The organism is Actinoplanes sp. TFC3 (assembly GCF_001553785.1).
GTDB lineage: Bacteria > Actinomycetota > Actinomycetes > Mycobacteriales > Micromonosporaceae > Actinoplanes.
In genome coordinates this window covers 71,394-94,984 of the sequence record NZ_LOJP01000001.1, presented here as the reverse complement: position 1 = coordinate 94,984, position 23,591 = coordinate 71,394, and the positions used below count along the sequence as shown (strand labels likewise).

At 67.6% G+C, this 23,591-nt stretch carries 22 protein-coding genes and 1 tRNA gene; 9 read left to right on the top strand and 14 right to left on the bottom strand.

Annotated elements, in window-relative coordinates:
• Together TFC3_RS38940 and TFC3_RS00400 are read right to left on the bottom strand one after the other, a co-directional pair.
• Positions 1-407, bottom strand: a 407-nt coding sequence (locus tag TFC3_RS38940; protein ID WP_236717909.1) for a hypothetical protein, incomplete at its 3' end; no start/stop codon positions are given.
• A gap of 278 nt (positions 408-685) precedes the next feature.
• Complete coding sequence (locus tag TFC3_RS00400) at positions 686-1,495, bottom strand: DUF881 domain-containing protein (RefSeq protein ID WP_067494009.1); 810 nt, start codon at positions 1,493-1,495, stop codon at positions 686-688.
• A gap of 170 nt (positions 1,496-1,665) precedes the next feature.
• On the opposite strand from TFC3_RS00400, the gene TFC3_RS00395 reads away from it, so the two are divergent.
• Both TFC3_RS00395 and TFC3_RS00390 read left to right on the top strand, forming a co-directional pair.
• On the top strand, positions 1,666-1,929 hold the full coding sequence (locus TFC3_RS00395) for a cell division protein CrgA (protein WP_067494007.1): 264 nt from the start codon (positions 1,666-1,668) through the stop codon (positions 1,927-1,929).
• A 148-nt stretch (positions 1,930-2,077) separates the two neighbouring features.
• Positions 2,078-4,213, top strand: coding sequence for a (Fe-S)-binding protein (locus TFC3_RS00390; RefSeq protein ID WP_067494004.1), 2,136 nt, complete (start codon positions 2,078-2,080; stop codon positions 4,211-4,213).
• A gap of 279 nt (positions 4,214-4,492) precedes the next feature.
• Here TFC3_RS00390 and pknB read toward each other — a convergent pair whose 3' ends face one another.
• The 7 genes from pknB to TFC3_RS00355 form a co-directional block, all read right to left on the bottom strand.
• Positions 4,493-6,322, bottom strand: a complete 1,830-nt coding sequence (gene pknB, locus TFC3_RS00385) for a Stk1 family PASTA domain-containing Ser/Thr kinase (protein ID WP_067494001.1) — start codon at positions 6,320-6,322, stop codon at positions 4,493-4,495.
• The gene (locus tag TFC3_RS00380; RefSeq protein ID WP_067493999.1) at positions 6,319-7,668 is read right to left on the bottom strand and encodes a serine/threonine-protein kinase; all 1,350 of its coding nucleotides are present in this window, start codon (positions 7,666-7,668) and stop codon (positions 6,319-6,321) included. The genes pknB and TFC3_RS00380 overlap by 4 nt, the downstream gene beginning before the upstream one ends.
• Position 7,669: 1 nt before the next feature.
• Positions 7,670-9,175, bottom strand: coding sequence for a penicillin-binding protein 2 (locus TFC3_RS00375; RefSeq protein ID WP_067493995.1), 1,506 nt, complete (start codon positions 9,173-9,175; stop codon positions 7,670-7,672).
• Positions 9,172-10,617 carry an FtsW/RodA/SpoVE family cell cycle protein gene (locus TFC3_RS00370; protein WP_236718334.1) on the bottom strand — a complete coding sequence of 482 codons (1,446 nt, stop codon included), beginning with the start codon at positions 10,615-10,617 and terminating at the stop codon, positions 9,172-9,174. Before TFC3_RS00370 ends, TFC3_RS00375 begins: the two co-directional genes overlap by 4 nt.
• A gap of 82 nt (positions 10,618-10,699) precedes the next feature.
• Positions 10,700-12,118 carry a protein phosphatase 2C domain-containing protein gene (locus TFC3_RS00365; RefSeq protein WP_067493990.1) on the bottom strand — a complete coding sequence of 473 codons (1,419 nt, stop codon included), beginning with the start codon at positions 12,116-12,118 and terminating at the stop codon, positions 10,700-10,702.
• On the bottom strand, positions 12,115-12,600 hold the full coding sequence (locus tag TFC3_RS00360; RefSeq protein WP_067493987.1) for an FHA domain-containing protein: 486 nt from the start codon (positions 12,598-12,600) through the stop codon (positions 12,115-12,117). The genes TFC3_RS00365 and TFC3_RS00360 overlap by 4 nt, the downstream gene beginning before the upstream one ends.
• 5 nt (positions 12,601-12,605) lie before the next feature.
• Complete coding sequence (locus TFC3_RS00355) at positions 12,606-13,391, bottom strand: DUF3662 and FHA domain-containing protein (protein WP_067505625.1); 786 nt, start codon at positions 13,389-13,391, stop codon at positions 12,606-12,608.
• A gap of 168 nt (positions 13,392-13,559) precedes the next feature.
• Between TFC3_RS00355 and TFC3_RS00350 the strand changes: the two genes are divergently transcribed.
• The 4 genes from TFC3_RS00350 to TFC3_RS00335 all read left to right on the top strand — a co-directional run bounded on the left by TFC3_RS00350 (position 13,560) and on the right by TFC3_RS00335 (position 17,089).
• Positions 13,560-13,642 (top strand) — tRNA-Leu (locus TFC3_RS00350).
• Positions 13,643-14,301: 659 nt separating this feature from the next.
• The gene (locus tag TFC3_RS00345) at positions 14,302-15,375 is read left to right on the top strand and encodes an NAD-dependent epimerase/dehydratase family protein (RefSeq protein ID WP_067493984.1); all 1,074 of its coding nucleotides are present in this window, start codon (positions 14,302-14,304) and stop codon (positions 15,373-15,375) included.
• Positions 15,372-16,178, top strand: coding sequence for a WecB/TagA/CpsF family glycosyltransferase (locus tag TFC3_RS00340; RefSeq protein ID WP_082772332.1), 807 nt, complete (start codon positions 15,372-15,374; stop codon positions 16,176-16,178). Before TFC3_RS00345 ends, TFC3_RS00340 begins: the two co-directional genes overlap by 4 nt.
• Positions 16,179-16,441: 263 nt before the next feature.
• Positions 16,442-17,089, top strand: a complete 648-nt coding sequence (locus TFC3_RS00335; protein ID WP_067493976.1) for a hypothetical protein — start codon at positions 16,442-16,444, stop codon at positions 17,087-17,089.
• 9 nt (positions 17,090-17,098) lie between these two features.
• Here the strand turns inward: TFC3_RS00335 and TFC3_RS00330 are convergent, their stop codons facing one another.
• The 3 genes from TFC3_RS00330 to TFC3_RS00320 form a co-directional block, all read right to left on the bottom strand.
• On the bottom strand, positions 17,099-17,569 hold the full coding sequence (locus TFC3_RS00330; protein WP_067493974.1) for a hypothetical protein: 471 nt from the start codon (positions 17,567-17,569) through the stop codon (positions 17,099-17,101).
• A 375-nt stretch (positions 17,570-17,944) separates the two neighbouring features.
• Positions 17,945-18,163 carry a DUF397 domain-containing protein gene (locus tag TFC3_RS00325; RefSeq protein WP_067505623.1) on the bottom strand — a complete coding sequence of 73 codons (219 nt, stop codon included), beginning with the start codon at positions 18,161-18,163 and terminating at the stop codon, positions 17,945-17,947.
• Positions 18,133-19,014: a helix-turn-helix transcriptional regulator gene (locus tag TFC3_RS00320; RefSeq protein WP_067505620.1), complete on the bottom strand. Its 882-nt coding sequence runs from the start codon at positions 19,012-19,014 to the stop codon at positions 18,133-18,135. The genes TFC3_RS00325 and TFC3_RS00320 overlap by 31 nt, the downstream gene beginning before the upstream one ends.
• 452 nt (positions 19,015-19,466) lie before the next feature.
• On the opposite strand from TFC3_RS00320, the gene TFC3_RS00315 reads away from it, so the two are divergent.
• A complete protein-coding gene (locus TFC3_RS00315) occupies positions 19,467-19,766 on the top strand; it encodes a hypothetical protein (RefSeq protein WP_067493972.1) in 300 nt (99 codons plus the stop codon).
• Positions 19,767-19,777: 11 nt separating this feature from the next.
• Here TFC3_RS00315 and TFC3_RS00310 read toward each other — a convergent pair whose 3' ends face one another.
• Positions 19,778-20,647: a PASTA domain-containing protein gene (locus TFC3_RS00310; RefSeq protein WP_067493969.1), complete on the bottom strand. Its 870-nt coding sequence runs from the start codon at positions 20,645-20,647 to the stop codon at positions 19,778-19,780.
• 190 nt (positions 20,648-20,837) lie between these two features.
• On the opposite strand from TFC3_RS00310, the gene TFC3_RS00305 reads away from it, so the two are divergent.
• The gene (locus TFC3_RS00305) at positions 20,838-22,235 is read left to right on the top strand and encodes a hypothetical protein (protein ID WP_082772331.1); all 1,398 of its coding nucleotides are present in this window, start codon (positions 20,838-20,840) and stop codon (positions 22,233-22,235) included.
• A 40-nt stretch (positions 22,236-22,275) separates the two neighbouring features.
• Here the strand turns inward: TFC3_RS00305 and TFC3_RS00300 are convergent, their stop codons facing one another.
• Entirely contained in the window at positions 22,276-22,857 is a 582-nt protein-coding gene (locus TFC3_RS00300; RefSeq protein WP_067493962.1) for a YceI family protein, read from the bottom strand.
• Positions 22,858-23,008: 151 nt separating this feature from the next.
• Here TFC3_RS00300 and TFC3_RS00295 point away from each other — a divergent pair, with 151 nt between their 5' ends.
• On the top strand, positions 23,009-23,509 hold the full coding sequence (locus TFC3_RS00295) for a MarR family winged helix-turn-helix transcriptional regulator (protein ID WP_236717908.1): 501 nt from the start codon (positions 23,009-23,011) through the stop codon (positions 23,507-23,509).
• Positions 23,510-23,591: the final 82 nt, after the last annotated feature.

Below are 23,591 nucleotides of genomic sequence, written 5' to 3'. Positions count from 1 at the left end.
GTCTCAGCCCCGGCAGACCACCCGGTACCCCCACCGGCCCGACCACGCCCATGCGCCCGGTCCTCCGAGCCGTTCTGAGCCCAAGCCCCAGTGGCATCGGCAGCAGCCGACCGCCGCCCCCGGCGACCGTCCCGCTTGCCGGCTTGGTCGTCCTGCCAGCCGTCCGCGCGAGCACCGAATTCGGCCTCCGGGTCAGCAGCCCGGCGCCGGCCACCCCGGTAGGTGTCCTCGGTCAACTGCTCGAACCCAGCGGTACCGGCCGACGGCGTAGCACCACGCAACGGCGGCATAGCATCGCGTTCCTCGGGCTTGAAGAAGCTGAAGTCGCCGTTCTGCCCGGGAGTTATCGCAGGCGAAGCGGAACGGGCCCGCGCGGCCGCCGCAGCCCGCGCCACGACCGGATCCACCGCCCTCTCGTCCGGAACACCAGAGGCGCCGGAAAGATCCGATTGCACAGAAGGCGCACCACCAGAAGGAGCGCCAGCAGGCGAAGCGGCAGAAAGAGGAGCAGCAGGAACAGCAGCAGAAGGCCACCCCACCCCAGCCGGAGGCTCGAGCGGCCCCCCAGGCACCCCGTCCGAGGTCGCGTCGATGATCCGCGGGATGTACGCCGTTTGCGCATCACCGTCGGGCGCTCGGTGGCGGCCCGAGTTCGCGTTGCCCCCCGTGGGCGAGTCCGGCGCCATTACTCGGTGACCTCGGCGGATCGGAGGTCACTCGACCCGTCGTACGCCCGCACAGTCACGTTCCTCTCGACGGTTTCGGTATAGCCGAGGCCGAAATCGGCTACCGCATCCCGGAACTGCTGGACGCCCTCGGAGGACTCCAACGCCCGGCGCATGGCCGTGGGTTCGCCAATCGCTGTGATCTTGAACGGTGGTGAGAAAACCTGGCCGTGCAGCAGCAGCGTGTTGCCGACACAGCGTACCGCGCTCGTGGAGATCACCCGGATATCCATGATCGACATTGCCTCGGCCCCACCAGCCCAAAGGGCATTTACCACCGCTTGAACGTCACCCTGGTGGACGACAAGATCGTCGTTCTGGGGAGCATCGGCGCCGGTGTCCGTGGGGCGCCGGGACGAGTCGTTGAGGCTCACGGTCAATCCCTCACCGGCCAGCGCCGTGAAGCCCGCGGGCTGACGCATGGTGTCGGCGCGCTGACGGGCTTCCTTCACCGGTCCGTCCACCTCGGCGTACTGCCGGCCCTCGCCGTCGACCTCCGCGCGCAGCTCATTCGCCTGCTTGTCACGCTCAGCAAGACGCTCACGCTTGTCCGTGATCAGCTGCGCGAGCTGCGGGCGGCGATCGTCACGCAGGGCGGTGCCATCGGCCGTAGTGGCCGATGTCGTGAAGAGCAGACCAGCAGCAAGAGCGATCAGCGGTACGCCCACAGACCACCCGCCCCGCCGCTGTCCCTTCCGCCGCGGTCGCAGCCCACGAAGGGCCCGGCGCATGACAAGTCGCCACGAGGGCGTCCCCGTGGTGTACTCCACGTCGGTCTTCCTCCCCGAGCTCATCCGTAAAAACCCACCGGCGGGTGCCTGTTCGCGTGCCGCCTTGACTACGCTAGCTATCGAACAGTATTCGCCAAGGGCAGTTTTCGGTGTCCCCGGAGCCGCTCAGGGGTGGGTTGTTCACCACTTGTTGCCCTCAGGAGAGCGCCGTGCCGAAGTCACAGGTTCGCAAGAAGAAGGTCTACACGCCGCCGACGGACATCCGTCCGGCCTCCGCGGCTGCGTCGAAGAAGCCGAGTCCGGTCTGGCTGCCCATCACGGCTGTCTTCCTGATCGTCTTCGGCATCGCCTGGCTGGTGGTCTACTACCTCTCGGAGCAGCAGTATCCGGTTGAGGCGTGGCGCTACTGGAACCTGCTGGTCGGCTTCGGCTGCATGGTCGCCTCCCTGGGCATCCTGTCCCGCTGGCGCTAGGCCCCGTGCCGCCAGCAGCGCGGTGAGGCGTAACGCCAGAGCGCGGTAACAATCCGACTGCGCACCAAGACCCAGGTGCGCAGTCGGCGCGCATAGGGGCATTACTCACGGGTAACATGGGGCGGCACCCGACGTAGGAGGCACGCACATGGGCGTCGCGCAGATCATCGCCACCGTTCTGGCCGGCGCCATCACCGTGGTGGCCGTCGTGCTCGCGGTACGCGCCGTCATGTTGATGACTGCGGTGATCCGCCAGGGCAAGCCCGACCCGGCTCGCTTCAGCGACAAGGCCACCCGGACCAGGACCATGCTGGTCGAGACGCTGGGTCACACCCGGATGCTCAAGTGGAGCGCAATCGGCGCGGCGCACTGGTTCGTGATGGTCTCCTTCATGATCCTGTTCCTGCTGGTGCTCGAGGCCTACTTCGAGGTCGTCGACCCGGCCGGAGGCTTGCCGCTGGTCGGCCACTGGGTGGTGTACGGCCTGGTCACCGAGCTGATCGGCGTTCTCGGTCTGCTCGGCATCCTGTACCTGGTCTACCGCCGCCAACGCGACCGGCGAGCCGCGAAGAGCCGCTTCACCGGCTCCACCATGTGGCAGGGCTACTTCGTCGAGGCGATCATCGTCGGCGTCCTGATCTGCGGGTTCCTGATCCGCGGCTTCAAGGTCGCCAACGACACCTTCGAGTTCCCGTCCTGGGCGACCCCGGTCAGCCACGGCGTCGGCGCCCTGCTGCCCGCCGCGGCGAACGGGCCCACCTGGGTGGCGCTGGTCAAGCTGTTCATCTCGATGGGCTGGCTGATCACCATCTCGCTGAACGTGACGATGGGCGTGGCCTGGCACCGCTTCCTCGCGTTCCCCAACATCTTCTTCAAGCGCGCCCCGGAGAAGCCCGCCGGCTCCGGCCTGGGTGCCCTGCGGCCGATGATGAGCGAGGGCAAGCCCCTCGACTTCGAGGAAGCCGACCCGGAGAAGGACCAGTTCGGCGTCGCCCAGGTCGAACAGTTCACCTGGAAGGGGCTGCTGGACTTCTCGACCTGCACCGAATGTGGCCGGTGCCAGTCGCAGTGCCCGGCGTGGAACACCGCGAAGCCACTGTCGCCCAAGCTCCTTGTGCTGTCGCTGCGCGATCACGCGTACGCGAAGGCCCCCTATCTGCTGGGTGGCGGTGGAAAAGACCTCACCGGCGAGGAAAAGGCCACCGAAGCCCAACTGGCCCACCTGGACGTGCTCGCGCTTGCCGAGGGGAACCGCCCGCTGATCGGCACCGAGGAAGAACAGGGCGTCATCGACCCCGACGTGCTGTGGTCCTGCACCACCTGCGGCGCGTGCGTCGAGCAGTGCCCGGTGGACATCGAGCACGTCGACCACATCGTCGACATGCGCCGCTACCAGGTGCTCATCGAGTCCAGTTTCCCGGCCGAGGCCGGCGTCATGCTGCGCAACCTGGAGAACAAGGGCAACCCGTGGGGTGCCCCGCAGAACACCCGCGAGGACTGGACGAAGGGTCTGGACTTCGAGATCAAGCGGGTCGGCGAGGACGACTTCGAATACCTGTTCTGGGTCGGCTGCGCCGGGGCCTTCGAGGACCGGGCCAAGAAGACCACCCGCGCGGTGGCCACGCTGCTGCACGAGGCCGGCGTCGACTTCGCCATCCTCGGCGAGGGCGAGACCTGCTCGGGCGACCCCGCACGGCGCATCGGCAACGAGTTCGTCTTCCAGATGCTCGCCCAGCAGAACGTCGAGACGCTGACCGAGGCGAACGTCAAGAAGATCGTTGCGACGTGCCCGCACTGTTTCAACACCCTCGGCAACGAGTACGAACAGCTCGGCCTCAAGGTCGAAGTCGTGCACCACACCCAGCTGTTGCAGCACCTCGTGCAGACCGGCAAGCTCACCCCGGTCCAGCCGATCGACGGCGACGTGACCTACCACGACCCGTGCTACCTGGGCCGGCACAACCGCGTGTTCGAGGCGCCGCGTGAGGTGCTCGGCGCCTCGGCCAACGTCATCGAGATGCCCCGCAACTCCGAGCGCTCGTTCTGCTGCGGCGCCGGCGGTGCTCGGATGTGGATGGAAGAGAAGATCGGCAAGCGCATCAACGTCGAGCGCACCGAGGAGGCCCTGGCCACCGGGGCCAAGACCATCGCGGTCGGCTGCCCGTTCTGCTACACCATGATCGGCGACGGTGTCACCGGCAAGGGCGAGCAGGACAACGTCGAGGTCATCGACGTAGCCAGCGTCCTGCTGCGCAGCATCAAGGGCGACAAGACCCCCGCGTAGGTTTCGGTATCCGTTGAACGGCTCCCCCTGGTACGCCGGCGGGCGCCGTTTAACGATGAGCGGGTGAAGCGTCTGGCCCTGGGCGCGTCTTCGTGATCGACAAGCGGGCAAGCCGCTCAAGGACATCGTGCTGGGCCCGATCACGTGATCACCCGCAACCGGTTCCACGCTCACCTTCTGGGCCGCCCCTGACAACAAGAAACAGCAGGAACCGTCCACAGCACGCGAGCCCGGCCGCTACTCCAGCGACCGGGCTCGTTCGAACTTCGCGGGTGTTGCTCAGTTACCGCCCAGCAGGTCACCAAGGCCCGTGCCCGCGCCAGCGCCGTCACCGCCACCGGAGCCGGGCGGGGTGCCCGCGCTCGGGTCCGTGCTCGGCGTGTCGGAGGGGTCCGGCTGCTCCTGCTTCTGGGCGATGATCGTCAGCGTGATCTGGGTCGACTTCGACCGCTTGGACTGGGCCTTCGGCGACTGGGCGACCACTGTGCCCGGCTCGCCGTCCTCGTCGGTTTCCTCGAACGTGACATTCGTGAACCCGAACGACTTCAGCACGTTCACCGCCGAGTCGCGCTGCTGGCCCTTGACGTCCGGCACCTCCACCAGGTTGCCGCGCGACACCGTCAAAGTGATCTTCGTGCCCGGGGCCACCGCCTTGCCGGAGTCCTCGACCTCCAGCACGATTCCCGCCTGCGAGGAGCTGTCGACCTCGTTGACCACCGGTGTGAGACCGGCTTCTTCCAGGGCCTGCTTGGCGTTGTCGACCTGGTTGCCCTTGAGGTTGCTGGGCACCTTCACCGATTTGGGGTCCCGGCAGAGCTGGATGGTCACCGTCTGGTCGACAGTGATGGACGTGTTGGCCGTGGGCGTCTGCTTCTCGACCTTGTCGTCGCAGTCCTTGGTCTCGATCGCGTCGCCGACCTGGATCTTCGCGAAGCCGGCCTGCTGCAGCGCCAGACGGGCTTCGCTTTCGCTCTTACCGGTCACCTTGGGCACGGGGGCACTCGCCGGGGGCTTGTCGCCCTCGTCGTTGTTGCGGTTGGCCAGCGCCAGGCCGATGCCGAGCGCCACCACCGCGAGCACGCCGAGCGCCGCCAGGGCCGCCATCACCCAGGATGACGTCTTGCGTTCCGGCTGCTGCGGAGCGCGCCCGGGAGCCATGGTCGCGCCCGGGATCTGCCGGGTCATCGCCGCCGGGGCGCCACCCATTGCACCGGTCATCGCCATGGTCTCGGCCTCGGTCATCACCGCGGGGGCCATGACCGGGCGGCCGGCGACGGCGCGCAGGGCGTCGGCGCGCATCTCCTGCGCGCTCTGGTAGCGGTTGAGCGGGTTCTTGGCCAGCGCCTTGAGGACGATCGCGTCCACCTCGGGCGGGACGTCATGGTTGATGTCGCTGGGGGCCCGGGGCTGCTCGCGGACGTGCTGGTAAGCCACGCTGACCGGGCTGTCCCCGACGAACGGCGGGTGGCCGACGAGCAGCTCGAACAGCACGCAGCCGGCCGCGTACACATCGGACCGGGCGTCCACGGACTCGCCGCGCGCCTGCTCGGGCGAAAGGTACTGGGCCGTGCCGATGACCGCGCTGGTCTGGGTCATCGTGGTGGCCCCGCTGGCCAGCGCCCGGGCGATGCCGAAGTCCATCACCTTGACCTGCCCGTTGCCCGTGATCATCACGTTGCCGGGCTTGATGTCACGGTGGATGATCCCGTGCCGGTGGCTGAACTCCAGCGCGGCGCAGATGTCGGCGATGATCTCGAGCGCGCGGCGGGTGGGGATCCGCTGCTGGGCGGCCAGCTCCTCCTTGAGCGTGTGGCCCGGCACGAACTCCATGACGATGAACGGCTGGCGCTCATTGGTCGCGGAGGTCTCCTCGCCGGTGTCGTACACGGCGACGATCGCGGGGTGGTTGAGGGCGGCGGAGTTCTGTGCCTCACGCCGGAAGCGCTCCTGGAACGTGGCGTCCCGAGCAAGGTCGGAGCGCAGCATCTTGATGGCCACGTCGCGGCCGAGCCGCAGATCGCGTCCACGGTGCACCTCGGCCATGCCGCCGTAGCCCAGCAGCTCGCCGACCTGATACCTGCCACCGAGCAGGCGGGCCTGCGCCGTCATAGCGTCTGTCGTCCTTCGGTCGCGGGGATGAGGCTGAGCGGAATGTCAGCCTGCTTCGTAAGACGGTACGACGCCGCCGCAGCGCGTTGATCGGCCGCGCCCAGGGCGGAACTGTTGTTCCCCTCCTTGAGCAGGAAAGAAATCACGCCCGCGCAGAGCAGAACCAGCAGGGCCAGCACCACGGCCAGCACGATCAGCACCTGCCGGCTGCCCGAGTTGTCGGCCGGCTTGGCCGGAGCCATGGGCGGGTGCGTCATGGGCGGTGCGGTGGGGTGCCGGTAGGGCTGTTGCATGGGGGGTACGGACGCCGCGCCGCGAGCACCGGAGACGGGCCTCGGCACCGGCGGGTAGGGCGGCCGGCCCGCGCCGGAACCGGGCACCGGCGGCGCGGAGTTCGGGGCGCTGGAATAGGGCTGGCTGCCCGAGACCGGGGCACCGGAATGGGGACGGTTCATTATCGGGGCGCCGCCGGACTGCGGGCGGATCATCGGGGCTGACCCGTTCGCGGCCGGCTGGTGCACCTGGGTGGTCAGCGAGGCAGCGGCCTGCCGGGCGACGGCGGCCATCGCGGACGCGGTCGGCCAGCGGGCGCCAGGGTCCTTGGCCATGGCCCGGTCGACGATTGCCCGCACCGACGGCGGGATGTCGGCCGGCAAGGGCCGCGGGTGGTCGCGTACGTGCTTCATCGCGATTTCGATCGGGGTGGCCCCGTCGAACGGGCGGTGCCCGGAGAGGCACTGGTAGGCGACCACGCCGAGGGCGTACACATCGGATGCTGCCGTTGCCACGGCCCCGGAAGCCTGCTCGGGGGAGATGTAGGAGGCCGTGCCCAGCACCGAGCCGGCCACGGTCAGCTGGCCCACCAGCGCCGAGCGGGCGATGCCGAAGTCGGTGAGCACCAGGGTGCCGTTGGGACGTACCAGAAGATTTCCGGGCTTGACGTCGCGGTGCACGATCCCGTTCGCGTGCGCGGCCTGCAGCGCGTCCGCCGCCTGCGCGACCAGCGCCATGGTCCGCGCCGGGGTGAGCCGCCCCACCCGGCTGAGCGTGCGCGACAGGGCGTCGCCCTCGACATATTCCATGACGAGGAAGGCGAGCTGCTGGTCGCTGCCGTAGTCGTAGACATCGACCACCCCGGGGTGGTTGATGGTGGCCATCGTCCGGGCCTCGCCGCGGAAGCGCTCGGCAAAGCCGGGCTCGTCCAGCAGCGCCGGGAGCAGGATTTTGACGGCAACCGTCCGGCCCAGCACCTCGTCGGTGCCGCGCCACACGTCCCCCATGCCGCCGCCGGCGATCCGCTCGTCGAGACGGTACCGGCCACCGAGGGTCACCCCAGGGCTGATCATGTCAGTCCCCTCCCCCGCCGGCCGCGGCCTTCATGATGAGCCCGGAGATGCGGGCAGCCTCGGCGCTCGCGTGGCCGCCGGACACGTTCTCCAGCATGACGCACACGGCCGAAACCGCCTCGCCTTTGTCGTTGAACGCGAACCCGATGAACCAGCCGTGCGGGTCGGCGCCCTCGGCGTTCTGGGCGGTTCCGGTCTTGCCGCCCACCTCGTAGCCGTCGATCTGCGCGCGCTGGCCGGTGCCGTTCTTGACGACGCTGAACATCATCTCTTTGAGATCGGTGGCCACGTCGCTGCTGATCGGCGTGCGCAGTTCCTTGGGGTTGGCGTTGTAGATCGGCCGGCGATCCGGGCTGAGCTGCTGCTGCACCAGGTACGGACGCATCTGCTTGCCGCCGTTGGCCACGGTCGCCGCCATCAGGGCGCCCTGCATCGTGGTCATCCGGACGTCCTTCTGACCGATCGACGACTGGGCCAGGGCGGCCTGGTCGGTGGTGCCGTCCGGGTTCTGGATCGCGCCGGTGCGGCTGGCCGCCACGGACAGGCCACCGCCGTCGCTGAGGTCACCAACGGTCAGGTCGTCCTGCTCGAAGCCCCAGTCCTGGGCTTCCTTCTTGATCTTGTCGGCCCCAAGCTCGACGCCGAGCCGGGCGAAGCCGGTGTTGCAACTCTCGGTCAGCGCCTCCTTGAGCGTGACCTGTGAACCCGGGCACGTCTCGGCCTCGGCGTTGTGGATCGGCGCGCCCGAGCCGGGAGCGACGTATTCCGAGCCGGCCTGGATCTCGCTGCTCTGCGTCTTGCCGGCCTTGAGCGCCGCCGCGGAGACGATGACCTTGAACGTCGAGCCGGGCGGATAGGTCTCCGACGTGGCCCGGTTCAGCAGCGGTTTGCCCTTGTCCTCGTTGAGCTTCTTGTACGCCGCCGCGGCCGCCTCGGTGTCGTGGCTGGCCAGCGGATTCGGGTCGTAGCTGGGCATGGAGACCATGGCCTGGATCGCCCCGGTGCGGGGATCGATCGCGACAGCGGAACCCTTCTCCACGCCGCGCTCGTTGTTCGTCATCTGCTTCCAGGCGGTTTCCTGCGCCTTGGGCTTGATCGACAACACGACGTTGCCGCCGCCGCTCTGATCGCCGGTGAACATCGCGCTCACCCGGTCGGCGAACAGCTTGTCACTGGCCCCGGACAGGAACTCGTTCTCGCTGCGCTCGATGCCCGTCTCGGCCAGGTTGACGCCCTTGTAGCCGAGGATCGGGGCATAGACCTGCTTCTTGGGGTACGTCCGCAGGTACTTGTACGTGTCATCGGTCGCCTTGCTCTCGGCAACCGCCTGACCGTCCACCTCGATCACCCCGCGCGGGATCTTGTACTCGGCCACGCGGACGCGCCCGTTGTGATCGTTTGTGCGGTACGCGTCGGCCTTGTAGGCCTGCACCCAGTTGAGGTTGGCGAAGAGCAGTCCGAACAGCACGAAGATGACCACACCGGCCTTGCGCAGAGGTGCGTTCACGGCTTGATCACCTCCGTCATGGCGCCGTGCAGTTGAGCAGGGGGTTGCTTGGGTCCGGCCGGTCCCGCCGGTCCACCCGCTGCGGGGCTGCGGGCGGCGTCGGAGATCCGCAGCAGCATCGCCACGAGCAACCAGTTGGCCATCAGCGACGAACCACCCGCGGACAGGAACGGCGTGGTCTGACCGGTCAGCGGGATCAGTCCCGTGATGCCACCCAGAATGACGAAGACCTGCAACCCCAGGGTGAACGCCATGCCACCGGCAACCAGCTTGCCGAACGAGTCGCGCACCAGAATCGCTGCCCGCAGACCGCGCTCGACGATGAGCAGATACACCACCAGCAGGGCGGACAGGCCGAACAGGCCGATCTCCTCACCCATGCCGGCGAAGATGAAGTCGCTGTGCACCTCGGGCACGAGCCCCGGCGATCCGGCACCGGGCCCGGTGCCGAACAAGCCGCCGGTGCCGAGCCCGAGCAGGCTCTGCACCAACTGGTAGCCCTCCGCGTTGACGAACTGCGGCGCGAACGGATCCAGCCAGATCGACGCGCGGTCGTAGAAGTTGGCGAACGGGCCACCGACGGAGGCGCCGAGGACGTAGGCCAGGTAGACGCCGCCGAAGAACATCAGCAGACCGATGATCAGCCAGCTCGCGCGCTCGGTGGCGACGTAGAGCGTCACCACGAACAAGCCGAAGTACAGCAGCGCCGTGCCGAGGTCCTTTTCGAACACCAGGACCAGCAGCGACAGCAGCCAGACGGTGACGACCGGGCCGAGGTCGCGCCCGCGCGGGAAGTCGATGCCGAGGAAGCGCCGGCTGGCCAGCGACAGCACTTCTCGCTTGCGGACCAGGTAGAACGCGAAGAACGAAACCAGCGCCAGCTTGGCGAACTCACCGGGCTGGATCGAGAAGCCGCCCAGCTTGATCCACAGCTTGGCCCCGTTGATCTCGGACAGGCTGGCCGGCAGCACCGCGGGGATCATCACGAGGACGATGCCGACCAGGCCGAGCGTGTAGGCGTACCGGGAAACGACCTTGTGGTCTCGCACCACGACCAGCAGGATCGCGGCCAGGATCAGCGCACCCAGGGTCCAGGCGAGCTGGCGGCCGCCGATGCCCGAGAAGATGCCCGGCTCCGGCAGCTTCTTCGTGATGGCCCGGGCGATGTCGATCCGGCGCAGGAAGCCGACCCCGAGACCGTTGATCAAGGCAACGGCCGGGATCAGAACCGGATCCGCGTACGGCGCAGTGAACCGAACCACCAGGTGCAACCCCAGGAACAGCACGCCGAGTATCGCGGCCGGCACCCAGAACGAGGCGGTGATCTTGCCGTACTGGTTGGCTTCCACGGTCGCGGCGTAGAGCGCCACGATGATCATGGCGAGGGCAAGCAGCCCAAGCTCCGCGTTGCGACCCGTCCTCGTTCCCGGGACACGTGGCATCTCACCCGTGGAGGCGGGTGTGGGAGCCGGGATGGCGGGCGCGGTCAAGAAAAAATCCCCAGACTTCGGTCGGGCGCGGCGCTCAGTCGACGGGCCGGCACCCGACCGGGTCGTTGGTGACCGGCGGGTTGGTAACCGACGAAGGCTGAGCGTCCGGCGTGATGGCGGGCGTCGAGGCGGGCACCGACGACCTGCTGGTCGGCGCGGACCCTACCGCGGAGGGCGCGGGTGTCCCGGCGGACGGCAGCACTCCCACCGGGGAACTCGGCGCGCACAGCGGCTTGAGGTTCGGGTTGGACGCTTCCTCGCTGGTCAGCTCGAGTAGCCGCGCCTGGGCGTCGGACTTGCTGTCAGCGTGGATGCCCTGCTTGACCCGGTCCTGGGCGACCGAGGTGAGGTCGTCGAGGCGGGCCGTACTTGTCTGGTTGACGCTGGAAAGGTCAAGCCCGGCAATCTGCCCCGGTACGCCCTGGAAGATCGCCAGCTGGCCCTGCTCGGTGGCGCCGACGTAATACTGGTCCTGGGTGTAGCGCCAGCCACCCCACAAGCCGCCGCCGAGCACGGCGAGCAGCAACAGGACAAGCAGGCTGGTCCGGACCGGGTGTCGCTTGGGCCGCGGCTCCGGCTCCTCGCGCTCGTACGCTGCCCCCTCGGGCTGCGCCGGGCGCGGCGGTGCTTGCAGGGCAGCCGCCCGGGCTGCGGCGCTGGAGCTGTCGGCCACTGTCGAGTTGCCCCGATCCCGGGCCGCAGCGCCGCCCACGATGGGCGCCTGCTCGACGATGTCCGCGTCGGTCGCGTCGGCGACCACCACTGTGATGTTGTCCGGCCCGCCGCCGCGCAGGGCCAGCTGAACCAGCCGCTCCACGCACACCTGCGGATCCGGGATGTCGCGCATCGACTCGCCGATGGTTTCGGCGCTGACCACACCGGACAGGCCATCGCTGCAGATCAGGTAGCGGTCGCCCTTGAGCACCTGGCGCACCGAGTATTCGGGATCGATGTCCCGGCCATCCAGCGCCCGGGTCAGCAAGGAGCGCTGCGGGTGGCTGCTGGCTTCCTCGGGGCTGATCCGGCCCTCGTCGACCAGCATCTGGACGTACGTGTCGTCCTTGGTGATCTGTGCGAACTCGCCCTGACGCAGCATGTACGCGCGCGAGTCGCCGATGTGCACCATGCCGATCTTGCTGCCGGAGAACAGCACGGCGGTCAGCGTCGTGCCCATGCCCTCCAGTGCCGGGTTGGCATCCACGGTGTCCCGCAGCGTCTGGTTGGCCGTGCCCACCGCGTGGCGCAGGGCGTCGACCAGCGCATCGCCGGGAACGTCCTCGTCCAGCGGGGCCATGGCCGCGATGACGATGTTGCTGGCGACGTCACCGGCGGCCATGCCGCCCATGCCATCGGCGACGGCAAGCAGCCGCGGTCCGGCGTAGACGGAATCCTGGTTTCCGTCTCGGATCAGACCGCGGTCACTCTGGGCGGCATAGCGCAGGGTCAGGGTCATGGCCGTAACTCGAGGGAAGTGCGGCCGATCCGGATCGGCACGCCAAGGGGGACGGGAGTAGGTCCGGAGACCTTACCGCGATCGAGGTAGGTGCCGTTCGTCGAGCCGAGATCCTCGACGAACCACTGACCGTCCCGCGGGACCAACCGGGCATGGCGGGCCGACGCGAAGTCGTCCGTGATCACCAAGGTGGAATCCTCGGCACGCCCTATCGTGATCTGCGCCTCACCAAGAGTGATCCGGGTGCCGGCGAGTTGACCCGCCGTGACGACCAGTTGCCGGGCCGCCTTCCCACGCTTCGCCTTCGCCGGCCGGTCCGCAGGCGCCATGCCGCCACCCACCCCCCGGGGCGTGGCCACGATGCTCTTGGACCGGACACCGGCGAAGAGATCCTTGCGGATCACCCCCACCACGGTGAATACAAAGATCCACAGCAGGATGAGGAAGCCGAAGCGCGCGACGGTGAGGACGAATTCGGGCAAGGTCGCTAGCCGTCCACTCGGAACGTCAGTGTGGTCGTGCCCAGCTGGATCATGTCGCCCGGGTTGAGCGCCACGGCCGACACCCGCTGGCCATTGACCATGGTGCCGTTCGTCGAACCAAGATCCGTCAGCACGACCTGGCTGCCGTCATAGTCCAGCCGCGCATGGCGACGCGAGATGCCGACATCGGGCAGGCGCAGATTTGCCTGGTCCCCGCGGCCGATCACCGTCGAGCCCATCTGCAGCGGGTAGGTGCGCCCATCGCCGGACACCAGGCCGACGCTGCGCCCGTTGTGCCCATGCTGCTGATAGCCGCCACCACCCTGCTGGTCATAGGGCGAATACGCGGGCTGCGCGTCATAGGCAGGCTGCTGCACCGGAGCGACCTCGCCACCGGTGTACACCTCCGCCGTGACCCGGAACATCCCCGTGTCCAGCCCGTCGCCCCGCTCGATCTCAACGATCACGTCGCCGTAGACCGTCCAGGCCTGCTCACCGATGAACTCCGCCTGCGACTGGGCCAGCTCCTGGGCCAGTGCAGCGGCATACGGCGCCAGCCTGCTGTGGTCATAAGGCGAGAGATCGATGACGTAGCGGTTCGGCACGAGAGTCCGGCCACCGGCGAGGATAGCCTTGTGTGCCTCGGCCTCCCGCTGCATGGCATTCAGAATCTCCACCGGGTGCACGACACCCTTGAACACCTTGGCGAAGGCCCCCTCGACAAGGCCTTCCAATCGCTTCTCAAAGCGCTGCAGCACGCTCACCGGCTCCTCCTCGGGTTCCGAGGACATGATGGTATCCGGCCGCCGCTTGCGCATCTCAGCGACGAGCGGCCGGTAGCTCCTGACCCTCGTATAACGCCCCCCGACGCCGTGCTAGTCTTCTCGGCGTCGCGGGGAAACACCTGCTCGCGATGTAACGAGGGACAGCGTAGTCTGTTCCGGCTAACGCAGTGCCACGGGGATGTGGCGGAATGGCAGACGCGCACGGTTCAGGTCCGTGTGTCCGAAAGGACGTGGGGGTTCAACTCCCCCCATCCCCACGAGTTACCCGAGGGGCTCTCTGTCCGCAAAACGCGCGGACTGGAGGGCCCCTCGTCATGTCTGCTACCGGGGGCCGAGCCCCCGGAGGCCCCACGGTGCGATAGCGGGGCGCTCGCATCGGGGTGCGGGGGTTTGGTTGTTGCGCTGATCACTTCGGTCCGGCGAACGGGTTGGTGCGGGGTGTTTGGGCGCATCGGGGGCGGTTTTGCTCTTGGTCGTGGTTTTTGGGTTGGCTGATCTGTGTCCGTTCAGGCCAGGCGCCTGCGTAGAGCGCTCTGCCGGGCACGCGAGCGCCACCCCCCAACCAGACCGTCACGGGCACGGCTGCCGCCATCGGCCCGGCCCATCCAGATCGGCATGCCCGGCGCTTCAGCCACCGGGCACGCGTACCGCCGCGCACAACGCCTTCGCTGCCTGCAAGACCCTCGGCCTCGCGGCTGAGGACGTCGACCTGCGCCCACGGCGGCGCGCATCCCCCTCTGCAGCCACCTCGCCAGCAGGTCCGGTGGGCGGCGGGCCGGGGCGAGGAAAGAGCTGGGGAGCTGGGTAGGTGGGTCACCTGGGTGGAGGAATTCGGGGTTTGGGCTGCGGGTTGGAGGGTGGGGTTGGGGCGTTATGCTCGCGTCTGTTTTGCAGCCGAGACCTTGGAGATTTCCTCGTGGCCGTTGCTTTGGTAACCGGATCAGGTGGTCTCATCGGGTCGGAGGCTGTCCGGCACTTCGCGGGACTTGGCCTTGATGTTGTTGGGATCGACAACGACATGCGGCAGGAGTTCTTCGGGGCCGAGGCTTCCACCGCGTGGAACGTGCAGCGGCTGAGCGGGGAGCTCGGGGCCGCGTATGAGCACCATGGGGTAGATATCCGGGACCGGGACGCCGTTGGCAAGATCTTCAAGCGGTACGGGTCGGACATCGCTGTGGTGATTCACACGGCTGCTCAGCCCTCACATGACTGGGCGGTTCGCGATCCGTTCACCGATTTTGACGTGAACGCCGGTGGCACGCTGACGATGCTGCAGAACACGCGCGAGCACTGCATCGACGCGCCTTTCATTCACTGCTCCACCAACAAGGTGTACGGCGACACGCCGAACCGGCTTCCGCTGGTTGAGCAGGAGACGCGCTGGGAGCTCGACGCCGCGCACCCGTACTACGAGGGCATCACCGAGGACATGTCGATCGACCACTGCTTGCACTCGGTGTTCGGGGCGTCCAAGGTTGCCGCTGACGTCATGGCGCAGGAATATGGGCGCTACTTCGGGATGAAGACCGCGATCTTCCGGGGCGGCACGCTGACCGGTCCGGCGCATTCCGCGACCGAGCTGCACGGCTTCTTGGGGTACGTGATGCGCGCCAACATGGAGCGCCGGACGTACCGGATCTTCGGCTACAAGGGTAAGCAGGTCCGCGACGCCATCCACAGTCACGACGTGCTCAGCGCGTTCGAGGCGTTCTTCCGCGACCCGGGTTCGGCCAAGGTGTACAACCTGGGCGGCGGCCGGCACTCCAACTGCTCCAACCTTGAGGCCTTCGCGAGCGCCGAGAAGATCAGCGGCACCGAGATGGTCACCGAGTACGTCGAGGACAACCGGATCGGCGATCACCAGTGGTGGATCGGGTCGATGGCCGCGTTCCAGGCTGACTACCCGCAGTGGAAGCAGGTCTACGACGTGCCGATGATCCTGCAGGAGATCCACGACGCGAACGTGGGCAAGTGGGTGCCGTCGGCATGATCGACCGGGGGAAGACGAACGTCCTCGGGGTGCTGGTCGACGCCGTTGACTACGAAGCGGCCACGGCGAAGATCATCCAAGCGGCTCGGGAGCGCCGGCCGTACGCGGTGACTGCTCTTGCCGTGCACGGGGTTATGACCGGGGTGCAGGACAAGGCCCACAATGCCCGGCTCAACTCGTTCGACCTGGTGACGCCGGACGGCCAGCCGGTGCGCGGTGCCCTCAACCTGCTGCACCACGCCGGACTCAGCGACCGCGTCTACGGCCCCGAGCTCACCCTGCGGGTTCTGCGCCAGGCCGCGGCCGAGGGCCTTCCGGTCTACCTGTACGGCTCCACGCAGCCCACGCTGGACAAGCTCGTCCCGGCGCTGGAGCGGATGTTCCCGGCTCTCAAGCTGGCCGGCGTCGAGGCCTCCAAGTTCCGCACCAACCAGCCCGGCGAGAACATCGAGATCGCCGACCGGATCAAGTCCTCCGGTGCGCGCATCGTGCTGGTGGGGCTCGGCTGTCCGCGGCAGGAGATTTGGACGTACGCGATGCGCCCGCTCCTGGATATGCCGCTTTTAGCAGTTGGCGCGGCCTTCGATTATCACGCCGGTCTGTTGAAGAACCCGCCGCCATGGATGCAGAAGTACGCCCTCGAGTGGCTGTGGCGCCTCGGGCTGGAACCCAAGCGGCTCTGGAAGCGCTACGTGCTGCTCAACCCGGCTTACCTGACGCGACTGGCGCTGCAGAAGAGCGGCCTTTGGAAGGCTCGGCCGCCGGCGCCCTCCACCGCGGAAGTTTCCACCTTCGCGGTCTGAACGGCTCAAGCGGGCGGCAACGGAGTGCCGGGACCCCGGAAACACCCAGGGATCCCGGCCGACCTCCCCAGGTCGAGCCCGTCTACGACCCGACACTAGGACACTCGTCACTGCCGCAACAGAGGCCATTGTCCACTTCGCCCGTTGGGCTGAGCGCTCACCGTGATGACCGCGTTACAGCAGGTCAGATTGCGACCCCTACGGGTTGCCGATCCGGTGTTATCCCGGTTTTGTGACTTGCGCTACTGGTGAAGGCTGTCGATGTGAACACCACGACGGACCTCCTCCTCATCGGCGCCCTCGCCGCGGTCTGGCTGGCCGCCGGGCTGCTCGCCGACGCGCTCCCGGATGCCCGCACGGCCCGTGAGCTGAGGCGACGCGCCCGTCGACTGTCCACCCTGGTCGGCACCGGCATCGCGGTGTTCCTGGCCGTACCGGTCGTGACCGCTTTGATCCCCGGTGACAACGCCGCACCGGCCGCCGCGCTGCTGCCGGCCATCCCGGCCATGATCGTGCTCGCCATGACCGCCCGCCGGCTGACCCAGATTCGCCGAGGCGCAGGTACGTTTGCCGCAGCGCCGCTCACCCCCGTGCCGCCGGTGCTGCGAGCCGCCGCCGCGCACCCGTGGGTCGCCGTGCCGGTTCAAGTCACCGGATTGGCCGCGCTGGTCGGCGTACCTGTTGCCGCGGGCTTGATCGAACTGCCTGACAGCAACGTCACCGGCATCGGGATCACGGTCGCCGGTGTTGTGATTCTTGCCCTGGTCATCCGGCACGCCGTCCGGCACAGCCGGCTCAACCTCGCCGTGCTGGCCCCGATCGGCCGGGTACAGCAGGCCTCGGCTCCCCGGGCCAGCGAAAGCTGGACCCCGCTGCCCGACGAGCCCGCCGACCGCACCCTGGCCGCCTGACCGGCTCGCTTACTTGCCGCGCTTGGCCTCCTGCACGTAGAGCAGCTCCAGAATCGAGCGGGCCGCCTCGAACCAGCGGTCCAGCCAGTCCGACGCCGGCATCGTGCCGCGCGGCGGAAGCTCCAGCAGCAGTCCGCGCAGCAGCGGGTGGTCGGCCATCGACTTCGCGGTCGGCGACGGGGTCGAGCTGCCGTCAATCCAGCCGCCCGGCGGGAAAACCGGCTCACTGAGACCCTGCATGTCCAGCGACGGCAACTTGGCTCCGCGGTCAAGGGCACTGGCCGGCTCGATCGGCGTACGAGTCGGCAGCCCGGAACCCGGCAGGCTCGGCCCACCGCCGCGCGACACCAGCTCGCCGTCCCCGTTCTCCGCCGCCAGCGCCGCGTCGCGCCGGGTCTGCCGGTACGCGCTCACTCCCCCGCTGAACCGGTCCTGCGCCGTGGAGGATCCGTTGCTGAGGTTGTCGGAACCGATGGTCATGTGTTCGCCCTGCCTCGCTCTATGAAAGGGCCCCGCCCGCACCGTCACGCGAGGGAGACGGTCAGCCATCCGGGCGACGGCGGTACGTCAGTGCAGTCCGGCCCGCACTTACGGCATTCAACGAGGCTCACCCGCTAGGGCGACGGTACAAATTCGGGCAAATTAGCCTAGGTGGCGATGGGCATCGACGGCGGTTCAAGACGGCTCGGGCCTGCTGGGCGGGCGGTGAGCGGGCGCAAAACGGGCGCGGGGCTCAGGCTCTCGGCTGGGGCCGGTCGGCTCTTGGGCCGACCGGCCAGGGGTTCGGCCCGGCGCGGGGGCCGGGCCGGTTGTTCACACCGGCTGTGTTGGTGCCGGTGGTTTACCGGATGGGTGTCACAGGTCGAACTCGCCGTCCTTGGCTCCGCCCACGAAGGCGTCCCATTCATCCGTGGTGAAGATCAGCGCGGGGCCGGTCGGGTTCTTCGAGTCGCGAACCGCGATCGTCTTGTCGACGAACGCTACCTCGACACAGTTGTCGCAGTTCGGGCCGCTCCGGGTGCTCTTGAACCACTGCGCCCGGCTCAGGTCGACCCGGAAACCCTTGGTTTCGATTTCCACAATGGCTCCTCTGCCAACATTGCGATCATGTTCCTGGACTCCTCCGGGGGGAGGGCCGACGATCGGATGGCATCGAAGATGGAGTTGTATTTGAGCAGCTCGTCCGCCTTCTCCAGAAAAAGCCCGCCGGTTGCGTTCTCCACGAACACCACGTCCGGGTCCTCGGCATCCGGGAAGTCGAGGATTGCGAACGTGCCGTCCATGCCGGCGTGCGCGCCCGCCGCAAACGGCAGGATCTGCAGAGTGACGTTTGGCAGTTCGGCCATTTCGGCCAGACGAAGCAATTGATCTCTCATCACTTCGCCACCACCGACCGGGCGACTCACCACAGCCTCATCGAGCACCACCTGTAGATCGATCGGATCGTCCTGAATCAATAACGCTTGGCGAGCCATTCGGACGCGTACCCGTTGCTCGATTTGTTGGTCGCTGTCACCCACTCGGGCAGCCCCAATCATCGCAATCGCGTACTTGTCGGTCTGAAGAAGTCCCGGAATGACCTGCTGCTCGTACTGGCGGATCGACTTGGCGGCCGCTTCGAGTCCGACATAGGCGCCAGTAAGAACTGTGCTAAATGGGTGCCACCACCCCTTTTGCCGAGCTTCTCGGGCAATTTGGACAAGCTCGTCGGAGACCGCTCCGTCGACGCGATAGATGTCCAACATGTCCTTGACGTCGCGCGGGGTGGCGCTGGTGTGACCGGTCTCAATTCTGGACACCTTGGACGGTGAACAGCCGAGCCGGTCGGCCACGACATCGATGGTCACGCCGGCCGATTCGCGGTATCTGCGGAGCTCAGCACCGAGCCGGCGGCGACGGATGGTGGGGCTTCGACGCGGGTTCACGCTCACCTCCGGGGGTGCGACGGAACCGGCAAGTTGCTCCGCCGTACGGCGTTGTGTCGGTCCCAGTCTGGCGGTTGTTATCTTGATACTTCAAGCGTCGACAGTGATCTCTTCGTCACGGACGGCTGACATGCAACTTGCATCGATTGCGGGCGTGGTGCAATCTTTCGGGTATGGCGCTTGTCACCGCACTTTCGGTGACAGTGCTGGGCCCGGCGACCCGATCACCAAGAAAAGGCGATCTTGGCAAGCCGGCTCCCTACAATTGTCCTACGTGGATTGAATGTCGCGGGGTCCTGGCGGGGGCCGGTCGCGTCGTTACAGCACCGTTGTGATGATTGGCATCTTCACAAGGTTGCTAAGACGTACGAGCCGGGCACACTGGAACATCTGTGTTCACCGGGCGGCAAATCGGTTTTTGCCACCCACTCGGTTCAAGGACAGGAGATGACGTGCTTCCTCGGTCCGGCGATGTCATCCATGTGACGAAGGCGGCGAGCGTCCAATTCTCTTCGCCGATGATTTTCCGGGTCATCCGTGTCCATGACTGGCCGACGTACGAGGGCTGGATCTGGCTGGATGGTTACGAGCTCAACTCGTCCGGTGACGCCGTCGAGCGCCGATCCATCTTCGTACAGGTCAGCGGTCTGCGACAGGTCGGCAAGGCACCCGACCCGCGCACCCGCAACGGCCGCCAGCCCGGCCTCACCTCGGGCGCGATCCAGGCCCGGGCCATGCGTGCCAACCGCTGACTGGCCGCACCTCAGTCCTCGTCGAATTCGCTGGTAGGCGTCGTTGTGGACGTCGGCGGAGTCGTGGTGGCGGTCGGTTCGCTGGCGATTATCAGGTTGACGATGGTGTCATCCGGAACCTGCTGACCCTCGGCTGGATCGCTGCCGATGACGGTTCCCGGCGGTGCGTCGGTGCTGGCCACGTACCGCAATCGGTAGTTGAGGTTCTTACGGTTCAACGCCGTTTTGGCCTCGTCGAGGGAAAGCCCGCGCAACGCCGGAATGGTCACGTCGCTGGGAGAACTGGGCGGCGAGCTGGTGGGCTTGGTTGTTGCCGCCGTCGTGGTCGTCGGCGTCGTCGTGGGTGGCGTTTCCGCAGGTGCCGGCGTAGTGGCCGTAGCAGCAGGCGGTGCCTGAGAAGGGGTCGCGCCCGGGCCGGTCGGGGAATCGCCGTCGTCGCTGGACTGCACGATCAGGTAGATACCCCAGCCCAAAAGGGCCAGCAGAATCAGCGCGACTATGCCCACGAGGATGGGTGTCCACCATTTGCCGCGGGGCTCTTCCGGGGGAACGCCAGCCCAGTCCGTACCGGTGGCGTCCTCTTGCGGTCCTGGGGCTCTGACGCCGGCGCGACCCGCCCAGATCTCATCCTCTTCCGCCCAGGAACGGCCGTCATCAGCCGGCCGGTAAACGGCCGTGGCATCGCCGGAAACCGGCCGCTGAACGGTCGTCGCGTCGCCGGAAACCGGCCGCTGAAGCTGCGTGGCATCGTCCTCGGCGTCGGTCGGCGGCATCATCCGGGTCTGGTCGTCGTCCTTGCGGGGACGCCCGTTCGGCTGGTTTCCGGCCGCATTCTCGTTCTCGTCACGGAACGGGAAGAACTCGCCGGTGTCGTCGGACATCGTCGTCCTCTTCTCCCTCGTCCGGCATCTGCCGAAATCAACTTAACCAATGAGAAGCATTCAGGACGGCGTAGACCGAGGATTGAAGCTGCTGTCACCGGGATCTCGGGGTAGGTCCTGAACACCCTCGATGTTGGGGCCTTCGCTCATCGATTCGCAGGCATCGTCGGGTACCGCTACAGTGCCCGGCATGGCCGCGAAGGGCTGGATGACGCAGGTGGGAGCCGCCGCGGGAGTAGCCGCGGGGACCGGTGCCGCCCAATTGGGCCTGGGCTACGGGCTGGGCGTGGTGGTCTGGCCGACGGCCGCGATCGCCGATGACAGCGTCTGGCTGGGCAGCCTGGGCTGGGCAACGTGGATAGCGGCGAGCGCGACGGTGCTCGGCGCGGTGATTGCCGCGCGCTTGGGTCGCGCCGACGTGGGGCCTTGGCGCTTCGCGTTAGCGGCCTCAGCTGCGGTCGGGGCACTGCTGACGGTCGCGCTCATCGCGCTTCCGGCCCGAGCAGCGGTACGTCCGGACTCCGTCCCACCTCAGACGATAGCGGCCGGCTACGCCCTCATCGGCGTGGTCCTGGGCCTGGTGATCGCCTACTGGGCAGTGGTCTCGCGGCCAGCCGCAGCGAACCTGATAGCAACGGCCACGTGGTTGTGGATCCTGGCCGTCGCCGCAGTGGTCCTCGACGTCTTCTGGCACCGCCCGTCGGCCACCTACCTGGCGAGCTGGCAATTCGCGGCGACCCAGCAAGGCGGCATGATCGGGACCATCTACTGGCCGAGCGCGCTGCTCACGCTGCTGGCGGCGTTCGCGATCGGCGTGCTGGGCGCCTGGGCTGCGGCCCGGCGAAAAGACTTTGGCATCGGTACGGCCGCATCCGGCGCAGTGGGCCCGCTGCTGGTGGCGGGCGCCTTCCTGGTGCTGGCACCCCGGCTGACGAGCACGTCAGGGTCACTCGGAGCGGCATATTTGATTGCGCCGTATGCGGTGCTGGCTGGGCTCGCGGGCTCGGCGCTGACGGTGGCCGTGGTGCGGCGGTGGTCTGCCCGGCGAGCGGTAACAGGTCAGGTGGCGGCCACCGGGCGCGCCAAGGCGCCGACGGTGCCGCAGCCTCGGCCGTCAACGGTGACGCCGCCGCCCAGTAAGCCGAAGATCGCGCAGATCAACCCGCCGGGCGCCGTACCGTCAAGCAATTTCAACGCGACCCCGGCATCGCCTTCTCCCGCGTCGGCGTCTTCTTCGCCGTCCTCCCTGGCTTCGTCTTCCTCCGCGCCTCCGCCTCTTCCTGCGCAGGCTTCCGCTACTTCCGCGCACGCGGCGGCTTCCGGGGTTGCGGCTGTGCCGGCTACCCGCCCGGGAAACGCTTCCCCGCGCAAGGTGGCCTCATCCCGGAAGCCTCCAGAAGACACCGCCTCGCAGACGGTGGCCCTTCCCTTGGAGCCCGCTGTTCCCGCGAAGTCCGCGCCGGCAAAGCGTGCATCTGCCGCAAAACGCCCGACCGCCCGGAAGATTGTTTCGGCCCCGGCACCCGAGCCCGGCGAGGAACCACCCCCGGCACCCGGACCCGCTGAGAAACCACCCGCGGCCCAGTGAAGGCGCCGCCCGGTTTCGGACGGCGCCTTCACGAGGTCGTTCAGCCCTGCCGGATGGCCTCGCCCTCGATTTCGATCTTGACCTTCTTGCCGATCATGACGCCGCCGCTCTCCAGCGCCATGTTCCAGGTCAGACCCCACTCCTCGCGGTCGACTTCGGTGGTCGCGCTGAAACCGAAGACGCTTTGACCGTACGGACTGACGGTTGCGCCCTCGAACTCCACGACCAGCTCGACCGGCTTGGTGACACCCTTGATGGTGAGGTCGCCGTCGAGCACGAACTCGGCGCCCGAGTGAGATTTGATCCCGGTGCTGCGGAAGTTCATCGTCGGGTACTTCTCAGCCTCGAAGAAGTCGCCGGTGCGCAGGTGGTTGTCGCGGTCGACCTGGCCGGTCTGGACGCTGGCCGTGACAATCTCGGCGACGACCGTTGACTGCAGCGGGTCCTCGGCGATCGTGATGGTCGCGGTCGCCTCGGCGAAATTGCCGCGGACCTTGCTGACCATGAGGTGGCGGGCCACGAAGCCGACGCGCTTGTGCGCCGCGTCCAGCTCGTAGGTGCCGGCGGCCGGGATCTGCAGGCCGTCGTAGGGGCGGGTGCCAGCAGCGGTGGACTCGGTCATGACAGTTTCCTCGTCTCTCTGGTAGCGCATCGCACTGGTCGCTCAGGCCTGATCACTGATTTCGCATCGCCGGAGCACTAGTTGTCTGACGGAGCAACAATATGCCGCGCAATATTCCGCGTGTCAATAGAGCGCTGGTAGCATGGCACCTGTGGCAGCTGATTTCGATGACCCCCGATTCACCGCGTTCGGCCTCTTCTCCGAGGCGTTCACCGGGTTGACCAACCGTTTCGCCGCTCAGTTCGACGAACACCGGCTCTCCTCCGTCGAGTTCGAGGTGCTCCTGCGCCTGGCCCGCTCCCCCCAGAACCGCCTGCGCATGACCGACCTGGCCGGTCAGACATCCCTGTCCACCAGCGGCGTAACCCGCGTTGTGGACCGGATGGACCGCGGAGGCCTGATCCGCCGCGAAGCCTGCCCCACCGACCGCCGCAGCTCGTACGCGGTGATCACCAAGGCCGGCATCAAGCGCTTGGAGGAAGTCCTCCCGGGCCACCTCGAGCTGATGCAACGGTGGTTCATCGACCAGCTCTCCCCCGCCAACCTCGACCACATGCTGAACTCTCTCCGCACCATCCGAGACGCCGTAAACCCCTGCGCAACAGCCGGCAGCGACGCTCTCGATGACGAACCAGCCCCCTCGGCCGCCTGAGCAGCGGGCAGCCGGCGCCGGCCCGCACCCGGAAAGCGCTTCCACACCGCGTAATCGCCCAGCAGCCAGCCGGTGAGCATAG